This window comes from Rhodococcus sp. T2V (assembly GCF_029269925.1).
Classification (GTDB): Bacteria; Actinomycetota; Actinomycetes; order Mycobacteriales; family Mycobacteriaceae; genus Rhodococcus_F; species Rhodococcus_F koreensis.
Genome location: NZ_JARJBD010000006.1, coordinates 103,264 through 117,339 on the forward strand (window position 1 = coordinate 103,264; position 14,076 = coordinate 117,339).

General features: G+C 66.9%; 11 protein-coding genes. All 11 read left to right on the forward strand.

The genetic code is table 11. The features are described 5' to 3' along the window. Positions 1–82 precede the first annotated feature (82 nt). The 11 genes from glf to P3H15_RS08070 all read left to right on the forward strand — a co-directional run bounded on the left by glf (position 83) and on the right by P3H15_RS08070 (position 14,060). A complete protein-coding gene (gene glf / locus P3H15_RS08020; RefSeq protein WP_276136722.1) occupies positions 83–1,300 on the forward strand; it encodes a UDP-galactopyranose mutase in 1,218 nt (405 codons plus the stop codon). Then, positions 1,297–3,213 carry a glycosyltransferase gene (locus P3H15_RS08025; protein WP_276136723.1) on the forward strand — a complete coding sequence of 639 codons (1,917 nt, stop codon included), beginning with the start codon at positions 1,297–1,299 and terminating at the stop codon, positions 3,211–3,213. The genes glf and P3H15_RS08025 overlap by 4 nt, the downstream gene beginning before the upstream one ends. Next, entirely contained in the window at positions 3,194–3,712 is a 519-nt protein-coding gene (locus tag P3H15_RS08030) for a phosphatase PAP2 family protein (protein ID WP_012691118.1), read from the forward strand. The genes P3H15_RS08025 and P3H15_RS08030 overlap by 20 nt, the downstream gene beginning before the upstream one ends. Beyond that, positions 3,709–4,614: a decaprenyl-phosphate phosphoribosyltransferase gene (locus P3H15_RS08035; protein ID WP_012691119.1), complete on the forward strand. Its 906-nt coding sequence runs from the start codon at positions 3,709–3,711 to the stop codon at positions 4,612–4,614. Before P3H15_RS08030 ends, P3H15_RS08035 begins: the two co-directional genes overlap by 4 nt. 1 nt (position 4,615) lies before the next feature. After that, a complete protein-coding gene (gene zomB / locus P3H15_RS08040) occupies positions 4,616–6,535 on the forward strand; it encodes a flagellar motor control protein ZomB (protein WP_276136831.1) in 1,920 nt (639 codons plus the stop codon). A 337-nt stretch (positions 6,536–6,872) separates the two neighbouring features. Next, entirely contained in the window at positions 6,873–7,883 is a 1,011-nt protein-coding gene (locus tag P3H15_RS08045) for an alpha/beta hydrolase family protein (protein WP_276136724.1), read from the forward strand. Between the two features lie 291 nt (positions 7,884–8,174). Beyond that, positions 8,175–9,170: an alpha/beta hydrolase family protein gene (locus tag P3H15_RS08050; RefSeq protein WP_276136725.1), complete on the forward strand. Its 996-nt coding sequence runs from the start codon at positions 8,175–8,177 to the stop codon at positions 9,168–9,170. 131 nt (positions 9,171–9,301) lie between these two features. Then, positions 9,302–11,188, forward strand: a complete 1,887-nt coding sequence (locus P3H15_RS08055; RefSeq protein WP_276136726.1) for an alpha/beta hydrolase-fold protein — start codon at positions 9,302–9,304, stop codon at positions 11,186–11,188. A gap of 125 nt (positions 11,189–11,313) precedes the next feature. Beyond that, positions 11,314–11,892, forward strand: a complete 579-nt coding sequence (locus tag P3H15_RS08060; protein WP_276136727.1) for a DUF732 domain-containing protein — start codon at positions 11,314–11,316, stop codon at positions 11,890–11,892. A 6-nt stretch (positions 11,893–11,898) separates the two neighbouring features. Then, positions 11,899–12,879 carry a cutinase family protein gene (locus tag P3H15_RS08065; protein ID WP_276136728.1) on the forward strand — a complete coding sequence of 327 codons (981 nt, stop codon included), beginning with the start codon at positions 11,899–11,901 and terminating at the stop codon, positions 12,877–12,879. Between the two features lie 191 nt (positions 12,880–13,070). Continuing rightward, positions 13,071–14,060 carry an LLM class F420-dependent oxidoreductase gene (locus tag P3H15_RS08070; RefSeq protein WP_009477140.1) on the forward strand — a complete coding sequence of 330 codons (990 nt, stop codon included), beginning with the start codon at positions 13,071–13,073 and terminating at the stop codon, positions 14,058–14,060. The last annotated feature ends 16 nt before the right edge of the window (positions 14,061–14,076 follow it).

Consider the following 14,076-nt stretch of genomic DNA (forward strand, 5'->3'; position numbering starts at 1 on the left):
GGAGAACTCCTCGTGCGTGCCGAAGGGGTCCCTGCACCCCTTGGCCGCGCACAGGTCGCGGAGTCGCTTACCCTGGTTCATCGTGACCGCTGCAACCCCAGAGACAACCGCCCCTGGCCGGTACGACCTCATCGTCGTCGGCTCCGGATTTTTCGGACTGACCGTCGCCGAGCGTGCAGCAACACAGCTGGGTAAGCGTGTGCTGGTGCTCGACCGTCGTCATCACCTGGGCGGAAACGCCTATTCGGAGGCCGAACCCGAGACCGGCATCGAGATCCACAAGTACGGAGCGCACCTGTTCCACACCTCGAACAAGAGGGTGTGGGACTACGTCACCCAGTTCACCGAATTCACGAACTACCAGCACCGCGTGTTCGCGCTGCACAAGGGCCAGGCGTACCAGTTCCCGATGGGCCTGGGTCTGGTGTCGCAGTTCTTCGGGCGCTACTTCACCCCGGACGAGGCGCGGAAGCTGATCGCCGACCAATCCTCCGAGATCGACTCCAAGGAGGCGTCGAACCTGGAGGAGAAGGCGATCTCCCTGATCGGGCGGCCGCTGTACGAGGCGTTCGTGCGGGACTACACCGCCAAGCAGTGGCAGACGGATCCGAAGAATCTGCCCGCGGGCAACATCACCCGCCTGCCGGTGCGGTACACGTTCGACAACCGCTACTTCAACGACACGTACGAGGGCCTGCCCGTCGACGGCTATACCGCGTGGCTCGAGAACATGGCGAAGGACCCGAAGATCGAGGTCCGCCTCGAGACCGACTGGTTCGACGTCCGCGACGACCTGCGCGCGGAGAGCCCCGACGCCCCCGTCGTCTACACGGGCCCCCTCGACCGCTACTTCGACTACTCCGAGGGCGAGCTGGGCTGGCGCACCCTCGACTTCGAGACCGAGGTGCTGGAGACGGGTGACTTCCAGGGAACGCCGGTCATGAACTACAACGACGCCGACGTGCCCTTCACCCGGATCCACGAGTTCCGCCACTTCCACCCGGAGCGGGACTACCCGAAGGACAAGACGGTCATCATGCGGGAGTTCTCCCGGTTCGCGGAGAGCAAGGACGAGCCGTACTACCCGATCAACACCCCGGACGACCGTGCCATGCTCGCCGCCTACCGTGACCGTGCCAAGGAGGAGATGTCCGCGAACAAGGTCCTGTTCGGCGGCCGTCTCGGCACCTACCAGTACCTGGACATGCACATGGCGATCGCCAGCGCGCTGTCGATGTTCGACAACTCCCTGCGTCCGCACTTCGAATCCGGTGCGGACCTGGTGGGGGAGGGCGAATGAGCGCCCGGCATCTGCTCGAATCGGAGAAGGTCACCGAGGACGCGCCGCTTCTCGGCAAGTCGCTGCTGCAGCGGGTGATCCTGCCGCGCGCCGGTGAGCCCCTGGACGTCCGCACCCTCTACCTGGAGGAGGCGAAGACCAACAGTCGCCGCGCGCATTCGCTGTCGCGGACGTCGCTGTCGGTCGGCGCCGAGTCCGAGACGTCGTTCTGCACCTACTTCAACGCGTTCCCGGCCAGCTACTGGCGCCGGTGGAGCACGCTGAACTCCGTGGTGCTGCGGCTCGAGCTGTCGGGGCACTGCCGCATCGACGTGTACCGGTCGAAGGCCGATTCCTCGCGCATCCACGTCGAGGGCCGCGAGTTCCAGGACGGCGACACCGCCCTCGAGTTCGAGGTCGAGCTGGCGCCGTTCGAGGACGGCGGCTGGATCTGGTTCGACATCACCAGCGACACCGAGGTCGTGCTGGAGAGCGCAGGCTGGTACGCACCGGTCGACGCCCCCGGTGAGGCCACCGTCGCCGTCGGCATCCCCACGTTCAACCGGCCCACGGACTGCGTCAAGGCACTGACGGCGCTGGCGTCCGACGAACTCGTCATGGACGTCGTCAAGGCCGTCATCATCCCGGACCAGGGCACCCGCAAGGTCAAGGACGAGCCCGGCTTCGCGGAGGCCGCGGAGGCGCTCGGCGACCGGCTGGCCATGCACGACCAGGCGAACCTCGGCGGGTCCGGCGGCTACAGCCGCATCATGTACGAGGCGCTGAAGACCACCGACTGCCAGCACATCCTGTTCATGGACGACGACATCGAGATCGAGCCCGACTCGATCCTCCGCGCGCTCGCCATGTCCCGGTTCGCGAAGTCGCCGATGCTCGTCGGCGGGCAGATGCTCAACCTCCAGGAGCGCAGCCACCTGCACTCGATGGGCGAGGTCGTCGACCGCAGCATCTTCATGTGGACGGCCGCCCCGAACGTCGAGTACGACCACGACTTCTCCCGCTACCCGCTGAGCGACCGCGAGAACTCCCGCCTGCTGCACCGCCGCATCGACGTCGACTACAACGGCTGGTGGATGTGCATGATCCCCCGGCAGGCCGCCGAGGAACTCGGTCAGCCGCTGCCGCTGTTCATCAAATGGGACGACGCCGAATACGGTCTGCGGGCCCGCGAGGCCGGCTACCCGACCGTCACCATGCCCGGTGCCGCGATCTGGCACATGGCGTGGAGCGACAAGGACGATGCCATCGACTGGCAGGCGTACTTCCACCTGCGGAACCGTCTCGTCGTCGCGTCCCTGCACATGCCCGGCAACGGCCGCGGCCTCGTGATCAACACGGTCAAGGCCACGATCAAGCACCTGCTGTGCCTCGAGTACTCGACGGTCGCGATCCAGAACCAGGCCATCGCCGACTTCCTGCAGGGTCCCGAGCACATCTTCGAACTGCTCCCCACCGCGCTCGGCAACGTCCACGCGATGCGCAAGGAGTACCCGGATGCCGTGGTCCTGCCGTCGTCGACGAGCCTGCCGCTGCCCTCGGGCGCCGAGGTCGGCGCCGTCGGTGAGCCCCGCAACCCGCTCGCGAAGATCGTGCGACTCGGCAAGGGCCTCGTCCACAACGTCAAGCCGGCCCACGAGGAACACCACGAGCGTCCCCAGCTCAACGTGCCCACCCTCGACGCGCGGTGGTTCCTGCTGTCCCAGGTGGACGGTGTCACCGTCACCACCGCGGACGGGCGTGGAGTCGTCTACCGCAAGCGCAACCCCAAGCTGGCGCTCGCGCTGCTGAAGGAAGCGATCCGGCTGCGCCGCGAACTGGCGCAGCGATTCCCCGAACTCAAGCGCGAGTACCAGGACGCCGTTCCTGCCCTGACCAGCAAGGAGAGGTGGGAACGTGTCTTCGGCATCCAGTGAGATCCAGATCCTGCAGACAGTCCAGTCGACGATCGCGAGCCGTCCCGGCGTCGTCTCGACCGCACGGGGCATGTCCCACTTCGGTGAGCACGCCCTCGGGTGGGTGGCCGTCGCCGGCATCGGCGCGGCGCTCGACAAGCCCCGCCGCCGGCAGTGGGCGGGCGTCGCCGTGGGCGCCGTCGGAGCCCATGCGGCCTCGATCGTGATCAAACGCATCGTCCGCCGCCCGCGGCCGAACGACCCGTCGATCCAGGTCAACGTGTCGACGCCCAGCAAATTGAGCTTCCCGTCCTCGCATGCGACATCCACCACAGCGGCTGCCGTGCTGCTCGGCCGACTCACCGGGCTACCCTTGCCTGCGTTGTTGGTACCGCCGATGCTGCTTTCCCGGCTCGTTCTGGGAGTGCACTACCCGACCGATGTGCTCGCCGGATCTGCCCTGGGGGCCGCCTCCGCGGTCGCGGTGCTGAAGGCCGAGCAGAAGTTTGGAGAAAAATGAGCGAGGAACCGGCCGTCGTCACCGGACCCCCGACATCCCTGGCGGCTGGCATCGTCAAGGCCGTCCGCCCGCGTCAGTGGGTCAAGAACGTCCTGGTCCTCGCAGCTCCCGTCGCCGCGGGCACGGCGACGGAATCCGCCGTCCTGCTTCCCGTCGCGCTCGCCTTCGTGGTGTTCTGCATGGCAGCGTCCGGCATCTACCTCGTCAACGACGCGATGGACGTCGAAGCGGACCGCGCGCACCCCACCAAGCGATTCCGGCCCATCGCGGCCGGTGTGCTGCCCGTCAACCTGGCGTTCGCGATGGCCGTCGTGCTGCTCGGCGGCTCGATCGCCCTGTCGTTCCTCGCCAACTGGCAGCTGGCGGTCGTGATGGCCGTCTACATCGGCATCCAGCTGGCGTACTGCTTCGGCCTCAAACACCAGGCCGTCCTCGACATCTGCATCGTCTCGTCCGGGTTCCTGCTGCGCGCCATCGCCGGTGGTGTGGCCGCCGAGATCGCACTGTCGCAGTGGTTCCTGCTCGTCATGGCATTCGGTTCGCTGTTCATGGCGGCCGGTAAGCGGTACGCCGAACTACAGCTCGCCGAGCGCACCGGCGCGAAGATCCGCAAGTCCCTCGAGAACTACACCACGACGTACCTGCGGTTCGTCTGGACGCTGAGCGCCACCGCGGTCGTGCTCTGCTACGGGCTGTGGGCCTTCCAGCAGGACGACCTGAAGGCCACCAACTGGTACGCCATCTCCATGGTGCCGTTCACGATCGCGATCCTGCGTTACGCCGTCGACGTCGACGGCGGCGAGGCGGGGGAGCCCGAGGAGATCGCGCTGGGCGACCGCGTGCTCCAACTTCTCGCGATTGCCTGGATCGGAGTGGTGGGTGTCGCTGTCTACCTCGTCTGACTTGGTAGGCGACGCCGAGGAATCGGGCGCCGCCGCGGAGCGGACCACCGAACGCCACCGGAAGGCCATCCTCTCGAGGGTGGTCTTCCTCGGGGGTGTGGCCGTCTCGGCTCTCCTGATGTTCTGGGGCGCCTGGGAGCGGCGATGGATTGCCGACGACGGTCTGATCGTGCTGCGCACGGTCCGGAACCTGCTCGCGGGCAACGGTCCGGTCTTCAACTCGGGCGAGCGGGTCGAGGCCAACACCAGCACCGCGTGGACGTACATCGTCTACGCGTTCAGCTGGCTGTCCCAGGCCCGGCTCGAATACGTCGTTCTGACGATCGCGCTGATCCTGTCCACGGCGGCGATCGTGCTCGCCATGTTCGGCACCGCACGCCTGTACCGCGGTGGATCCTTCGCCGGCGGCGGCACGCTGTTCCTGATGCCCGCCGGTGTGCTCGTCTACATCGCGGTGCCCCCGGCCCGCGACTTCGCGACGTCGGGCCTCGAAAGCTGCCTCGTCATCTTCTGGATCGCGCTGCTCTGGCTGCTGCTGGTCCGGTGGAGCCAGGCGGCCTCCCCGTCCACCACGTCGGTGCTGACGCTGGCGTTCGTCGCCGGCATGGGCCCGCTCGTGCGTCCCGAACTGGCGATCCTGGGTGTGCTGTCGCTGGCCATGATCTTCCTGGCGCCCGGCCTCACGTGGGTGGTGCGGGTGGCGATGGTGTTCGTCGCCGGCATCGTCCCGGTGGGCTACCAGATCTGGCGCATGGGCTACTACGCCCTCCCGTACCCCAACACCGCGGTGTCGAAGGATGCAGGCGGCGCGAAGTGGTCGCAGGGTTTCGCGTACCTCTGGAACCTGCTCGGCCCGTACCTGCTGTGGCTGCCGCTGGTCTTCCTGTTCGCCGGCGCCGTGATCGCCTGGCGCGGCCGGGACAAGGACATCGAGCATGGTGTTCATCACACCGAAGGGAATCGGCTGACGCGCCTTCGCGGATGGCTGCGCACGCAGAATGCCGTGGTCGTCTTCGTTCTCGCGAGCGGCCTGATCCTCGGTCTGTACTCGTTGCGCGTCGGCGGCGACTTCATGCACGGCCGCGTTCTTCTTCCCGTTCTGTTCTGTTTCATCGTTCCCGTCGCGGTAATTCCGGTGCGAATTCCGGACCGCGCATCATGGGGCCGTAACAGGGAATCATCGATTTTCCTGGCAACGGCTTTTCTGTGGGTCGGCACCGTCGTGTGGGCATTTTTCGCGTCGAACACGACAGGAATGCCGGAAGGTGTCGTTATCGGACGTTCCGGAATTGTCGACGAACGCGCCTTCTACGTTCTCAACACCGGTCATGCGCACCCGATTCGCGCGGACGACTACCTGGACTATCCGCGCATGCGCGCCATGGTCCAGACCATTTCGGACACCCCCGACGGCGGCCTGCTCATCCCGTCCGCCGACTACACGTACTGGTTCGTCGTTCCACCGCCCCTTCCGATCCCGGAGGACGGCGCAGGCCACACCGTGTACTTCCTGAACCTCGGCATGACGAGCATGAACGTCGGCCTCGACGTGCGGGTGCTGGACCAGATGGGTCTCGCCTACCCGCTTGCGGCGCACACCGAGCGGTTGGACGACGGCCGTATCGGGCACGACAAGGCTCTGTACCCCGACTGGGTCGTGGTGGACACCGGAATGATCGACAAGCACCCGTGGATGCCCGGATTCCTCGACGAGGATTGGGTGACCGAGGCGCGGGTCGCGCTCACGTGCCCCGAGACCCAGGACCTGCTGACGTCGTACCGGTCGGAACTGACGTGGCCGCGATTCAAACAGAATTTCAAGGATGCGCTGCATTTCGCGAGTTATCGAATCGAGCGAGTGCCCGCATATGAAATTCAGCGATGCAATCTCGAGCCGCCCTTCCCGGAACCGGCCAAATAGGGCGTACCGGGCGGGGGCTGTGTCACCGCGGCGTCCCGGCCAGATCTCGATGTCGGAACATCAGATCTCGTTTGTGTAACGCTGGAACTGTCGGCGACGATGTACGTCGATGATGAGTCATCGTGACGGTGGTCTGGAAGTTCCCCGAAAAGCGCTCCGCGAGCGTTTGTCAGGGAAGTTCGTGTGACATACAGTCCACCAAGCGCAGTGTGACTCGGAAGAGGTCCGCTGCCGGCCCGGCCACGTGCCCGGGGCGGCAGGTCGCCTGTTCCCCGACGGAATCCGCCGGAGCCGCCCAGTTGGCGGAGTCCGCAGACGAAGAGAGTGAGCAGTATTCATGCGTTTTGCCAGACCGAGGTTGTCTCAGCGCCTCAAGCAGCGTGCGATGGCCATCGGCGCCGTCGCACTGGTACTGCCTGTAGGCGCAGGAATCGCTGGTGGAGCCGTTGCTGCAGCAGCACCGACGCACGCGGGGCCCGCCAAGACCGCGCCGGCCGGTGGCTACGAGGAACTGTGGGTTCCCTCTTCCATGGGGCCGATCAAGGTCCAGGTCCAATGGGCGGCCCGCGGCGGTAGCTCCGCGCTGTACCTGCTCGACGGACTGCGCGCCCGCAACGACCGCAACGCATGGAGCTTCGAGACCAACGCGTTCGACCAGTACCGCAACGACAACGTGACCCTGGTCATGCCCGTCGGTGGCGAGTCCAGCTTCTACTCGGACTGGTACTCGGCGAGCAACTTCAACGGTCAGCCCGTCACCTACAAGTGGGAGACGTTCCTGACCCAGGAACTGCCCGACTTCCTGGCCAATTACGGTGTCTCGCGCACCAACAACGCCGTCCTCGGCCTGTCGATGGGTGGCAGCGCCGCCCTGACGCTCGCCGCGTACCACCGCGACCAGTTCAAGTTCGCCGGTTCGCTGTCGGGCTACCTGAACATCTCGGCTCCCGGCATGCGTGAGGCGATCCGCGTCGCGATGCTCGACGCCGGCCGCTACAACGTCGACGCCATGTGGGGCCCGCCGTGGAACCCGGCGTGGCTGCGCAACGACCCGTTCGTCTTCGCCCCGCGCCTGAACGGCCTGTCGATGTTCATCTCGGCCGCCAGCGGCCTGCCCGGTGAATTCGATCACCCGCGCGCGCCGATCGACTACTACAACACCGCGAACGGCATGGGTCTCGAGGCCCTCGCCCTGGCCAACACCCGCGCCTTCCAGGTGCGTCTGGCCAGCCTCGGTGTGCCGGCCACCTTCGACTTCCCGGCCAACGGCACGCACTCGTGGCCGTACTGGGGTGCCGAGCTGTGGAAGGCCCGCGGCCAGATCCTGGACACGCTGGGCGCCTGGTGATCTAGACGCCACCACATTCGTGGCGAATGCCGCCCCGCCTCACCGGCGGGGCGGCGCTCGTGCGTTCTGAAGTGCACGGTCCCGGATCGGAGGGTGAGAGGAAAACCTCGGAATCCGTTCCCCCCGGGAGTGCACAACGGGTCCTTTTGTCAGTAAGGTGATCCCGTCGAGACGCCACCCGCGCAGCGAGCGCTGCGCGGGTGGCGTCTGTACGTGAGATTTTCACGAAAGTTATCGAGAGGTTGCCGCGGCCGCGGCGCGAGACGCATCAAGCGGAGGGAAGACGAGTTCATGCGAGTTGGGGGTTCGACGAGAACAAGCGGATGGGCCAGGCGTACCGCCGCCGCAATTGCTCTGGCGGTCGCACTGCCACTGGGCGTGACCATGGTGGGCGGCGGCGCAACCGCATCCGCAGCCTTCGACCCCGCGGCGCAGGACTTCTGGGTCGACTCCTCCATGGGTCCGATCAAGAGCCGCATCTGGCGGGCCGCTGACGGCAACACCAACCGGGTCGTCTACCTCCTCGACGGTCTGCGCGCGCAGGACGACCTGAGCGGCTGGGAAGTCAACACCGACGCGGGCCCGTTCCTCGCCTCGCAGAACATCAACGTCGTCCAGCCGGTCGGCGGACAGTCCAGCTTCTACTCCGACTGGTTGTCGAACTCGAACTTCAACGGCCAGAAGACCCCGTACAAGTGGGAGACGTTCCTCACCGAGGAACTGCGCGACGCACTGGCGAACCGCCTCGGCTTCCAGCCCACCCGCAACGGCGTCATCGGCCTGTCGATGGGTGGCAGCGCCGCCCTGACGCTCGCCGCCTACCACCCGGAGCAGTTCAACTACGCGGGCTCGCTGTCGGGCTACCTGAACATCTCGGCTCCCGGCATGCGTGAGGCGATCCGCGTCGCGATGCTCGACGCCGGCCGCTACAACGTCGACGCCATGTGGGGCCCGCCGTGGAACCCGGCGTGGCTGCGCAACGACCCGTTCGTGTTCGCGAACAAGCTTCGCGACAACAACACCCGCCTGTGGGTGTCGGCCGCCAACGGCATCCCCGCCCCCGGCGGAGCCGCACCGACCGGTGTCATGGACGTGTTCAACGCGAGCACCGGCGCGAGCCTCGAGGCGCTGTCGCTGGCGAACACGCGTGCCTTCCAGGTCAAGATGGCGACCCTCGGCGCGAAGAACGTCACCTACAGCTTCCCGCCGCGCGGCATCCACACGTGGCGCTACTGGCAGCAGCAGATCCACGATCTGGCCGGGGATCTCGGCAACACGATCGGCTAGCTCGGAAGTAACAATTGCACCAGCTGTAACAGCGCGGCACTCCCACTCGTCTGTTGTTTGCGTGTAGAAAGAACCGGAACGCGAGGCCGTGCTCCGTGTTGGCCTCGACGCGCAGAGAGAGAGTGAACGTCATGCGAGTAGGCCTGTTCAGGGCAGAACGTCAGCGTTCGTCGACCGGAAACGTTCGAAGGCGCGCGCTCGCCTCGCTTGCCGCTGTGCTCGTGGTGCCGGTGGCGGTCGGGTTCACCCAGACCGCCACCGTCTCGGCTGCGCCCGTCGCCGCGCAGGCCCCGGTGGCCACCCAGGCCCCGGGCGGCGCGACGATCCATCACGTCGACTGGCTCACCGACCGTCGCGTGGCGATCTGGATCAACTCTCCGTCGATGGGTGTGCCGATCCAGGTGCAGATGCTGCTGGCGCGGGACTGGAACTCGAAGCCGACGGAGAAGTTCCCGTCCGTCTACATGCTCGACGGCCTCCGCGCGCAGGACAACGAAAACGGCTGGACGCTCGAGACCGACGCCGAATCGTTCTTCGCCGACAAGAACATCAACGTCGTCCTCCCGGTCGGCGGCCAGTCCAGCTTCTACTCCGACTGGGTGGCCCAGGACAACGGTCAGAACTACCAGTGGGAGACGTTCCTCACGAAGGAACTGCCCCCGATCCTCGAAAGCGACTGGCGCACCACGAAGACTCGCGGCGTCGTCGGACTGTCGATGGGTGGCACGTCCGCAATGTTCCTCGCCGCCCGCAACCAGGGCTTCTTCAAGTTCGCCGCGTCGCTGTCGGGCATGCTCACCACCACGGCGCTCGGCATGCCGCAGGCCGTCGCATACGCGATGAGCGACGCGGGCGGATTCGACGCGGACGCGATGTGGGGTCCGCCGACCAGCTCCGCGTGGGAGGAACACGACCCGTACCTGCTGGCCGACAAACTCAAGGGCGTCAGCCTGTACATCTCCAGCGGCAGCGGAACCACGGGTCCGTACGACCAGCCGTCCGGAATCCCCGGCGTCAGCACCAATTACGCGGGCATGGGGCTCGAGATCCTCAGCCGGCTCACGTCCCAGACGTTCGCGACCAAGCTCAACAAGCTGGGCATCCCCGCCCAGGTCAACTACCGGCCGTCCGGCACGCACTCGTGGCCGTACTGGCAATTCGAACTCCACCAGCTGTGGCCGCAGCTCGCCGGCGCCGTCGACGTCGAACCCGAGAAGCCGGTGTGCACCACCGGTGGGTCCATCGCCGGTGTCGCAGGCGCGAACCCGTGGATCGGCGACTGCCTGACCCCCGAGTACAGCCTCGCGGGCGGAACGGTCCAGGACTTCCGCAACGGCCGGATCTTCGTCAAGTCCGACACGGGCGCGCAGCCGGTGGCCGGCGCCATCGGTGGCGTCTACCAGGCGACCGGCGGTCCGGGCGGGCCGCTCGGCTACCCGACGACGCCCGAACTGGCCACCCCCGACGGACGTGGTCGCTTCAACCACTTCGAGCGCGGGTCCGTCTACTGGTCGCCGCAGACCGGGGCGCACGCCGTCCGCGGCGCGATCCGGGACGAGTGGGCACGGCAGGGCTGGGAGGCCGGACCGCTCGGGTACCCGGTGGCCGAGGAAGTTCCCACGCCCGGCAAGGACGGCGCAGTGCAGGGCTTCGAGATCGGCGCCATGTACTTCAGTCCCGCGAACGGCACCCACCGCGTGCAGGGCATGATCATGGGCAAGTACGCCGAACTCGGTTACGAGGGCGGCTGGCTCGGCTTCCCGAAGACCAGCGAGATCCCCGTCAAGGACGGCGGCCGGTTCAACCAGTTCGAGGGCGGCAACATCTACTGGAGTCCGCTGTCGGGCGCCTGGGCCGTCGAGAACGGACCGATCTTCGACGCCTGGAAGAGCGCAGGCTACGAGGGCGGCCGGCTCGGGTTCCCGATCAGCGACAAGTTCGCCATTCCCGGTGGCGTCCAGCAGAACTTCCAGACCGGTTACGTCACAGTGATCGACAACAAGGCCGAGATTCACTGATGGCCGGACCGTACTAGAAATCTCACGCGAGCGGGCGGGGCCGGGTCCGGCGGACCAGGTTTCCGCCCGATCTGCGTCTGTACCCTGTCGAGAGACAACGACTTGGAAAGCAAGGACGGAAATAGATGCCGCAGCACTCACGTATCAGCACCACCTTCCGACGGTCGATCGCGGTAGGCGCGCTCGCCGTCGCAGCGAGCGGATTGTTGGTCGGGTGCGGTAGCGACGACTCCACGGCGACGTCCAACCCGTCCACCAGCGCGACCACGACGTCCGCGGCCGCGTCCAGTTCCGCAGAGAGTTCGGCGTCCGCCGCACCCAGCGCGAGCGCTTCCGCGTCGGCCTCCGCACCGGTGACGAGCCCCGGCGAGGCGGCCACCGCGCCGCCGGCGCAGCCCGAGGAAGTTCCGGGCGACTTCCCCGGCCCCAGCGAGGTCCCGGTCAGCGCCGACGGCCAGAAGTTCCTCGACGCGCTGAAGGCCAAGGGCCTCGAGCCCGCCGCCGACGGCACCATGGCCGTGAGCACCGCGGACTTCATCTGCCAGGCCAAGGCCGAGGGCAAGAGCGACCCCGAGACGATGGTGTTCGTCACAGCGATGGTCGGCACCGAGGCGTCCGCTGCGGGGAAGGAACTGACCCAGGAGCAGGCGACGGCCAACGCCATGACCTACATGGACGTCGCCCACGCGACCTACTGCAAGTAGACGCCGATGTCGGTGACCGGGCGCGGAACGCGGAAGAAGAAGAGCAGCCTCCTGCGCACACTGCTGGTGCTGATCGTGGTCCTGCTGGTGATTCTCGTCGCAGTGATCGCGCTCTGGTATCTGCTCGCCGGGCGGCTTCCCAAACCGATCCCGACGCCGCCCGGTCCCGAGCGTCCCAATGCTCAGCCGGCGAGCTGTCCCGACGTCCAGGTGGTCGTCGTCCCGGGCACGTGGGAGTCCAGCGCCACCGACGACCCGTACAACCCGACGGCCAACCCGGCGTCGCTGATGCTCAACGTGTCGCGGCCGCTGCAGGAGCAGTTCGAGTCCTCGCGCGCCGACGTGTACACGGTTCCGTACGTCGCGCAGTTCTCCAACCCGGTCGCGTTCCCGCCGGACGGGCAGCAGTCGTACAACAACAGCCGCGGCGCCGGCACCGCCGCCACCAACGACATCCTGATCCGCCGGCACGCCGAGTGCCCGCTGACCAGCTTCCTGCTCACCGGCTTCTCCCAGGGCGCGGTCATCGCCGGCGACGTCGCTTCGAGCATCGGCGCAGGTGACGGCCCTGTTCCGGCAGACCTGGTGCTGGGTGTCGGGCTCATCGCCGATGGTCGTCGCGACCCGGCCGCAGCGACGAACGTCGGGCAGCCGGTCACCGGTGTGGGAGCCGAACTGTCCCTGGCCGGTCTGCAGATCCCGGGCATCACGATGACCGGTCAGCGGCCCGGCGGTTTCGGTGATCTCACCGACCGTGCGGTCGAGATCTGCGCCCCGACGGACGGGATCTGCGACGCGCCGGCGCAGGCGCTGAAGCCGAGCAACTGGATCGGCAGCGGGCTGCGTCTTCTCGAGTACAACAACAACCCGGTCCACGCGATGTACAACTCGTACGTCGTCGACGACTCCGGCACGACGGCCACGCAGTGGATCGCCGGTTGGGCAGCCGAGAAGATAGAGGCCGCCCCGACCCCGGCCCACAGTTGATTTGTGGCGGATGGGTTCACCGTGGTCGGTGTGCCGTGAATCGTCCCGAACAGATGGCCGCGACGCGTACTCGCCGGTAGTGTGCGTTTCCCGGCACCGGTAGAGTGCTGCACTGTTGCGGCACCACCCGTGCCCGACCCACCGATGTTCACGTCCTGAACGGGGGCGTTACACCACAGGAGAAGCTATTCATGAGTTCCGACGCCAGCTCGTTGCGTAAGTTCCGATTCGCGGCAGGCGGAGAGGGCAACGCGGACGAGGGCGGCGCGCGTCGGTTCGTCAAGCTTGCGCAGAAGGCCGAGGAACTCGGGTTCGACAGCTTCATGATCCCCGACCACCTGGGCAACCAGGTGGGGCCGATCGCCGCGCTCGGCGCGCTCGCGATCGCGACGGACAAGATCCGGCTCGGCACCGCCGTCCTCGCCAACGGCTTCCGGCATCCGGCGATCCTCGCCAAGGACGCCGCCACCATCGACGTGCTGTCGGGTGGCCGCCTCGAACTCGGCATCGGCGCAGGCTGGATGAAGGAAGAATTCGACAAGGGCGGCATCGACTACGAGCGCCCGGGCGTCCGGATCGCCAAGCTCGAGGAGACCCTGCAGATTCTCGACGTGCTGCTGCGCGGCCAGGAGTGCAACTTCGACGGCAAGTACTACCAGATCAAGGGCCTGACGGGCAGCCCGCGGCCGCGGCAGGGTCCGCGGCCCCCGATCGCCGTCGGCGGCGGCGGCCCCAAGATGCTGGCGCTCGCCGCCAAGTACGCCGACATCATCTCCGTGGCGACGCCGACCAGCAAGGAAGGCAAGCTCCTCCTGTCGGGTGTCACGCTCGAGAAGACGATGGAGCGCGTCGACCGGATCCGGGAAGCCGCCGGTGACCGGTTCGACGACATCGAACTGAACTGGACGATCACCACCATCGTCATCACCGACGACCGTGAGCAGACCGCCGAGATGGCGCTCGCAGCACTCGACCAGGGCTTCCCGCCCAACATCGAGGTCGACACCAAGCTGTCCGTCGAAGACATCCTGAGCTCGCCGTATCTCGCGATCGGCAGCTTCGAGGAGATCGCCGATCAGATCCGTATGGTGCGAGAAAAGACGACAATGTCCTACGTCGGTGTGTTCCCCACACAGATGGATGCGTTCGCGCCGATCATCTCGCAACTGAAGGGCGAGTAGACGCAGCGTACCGAGG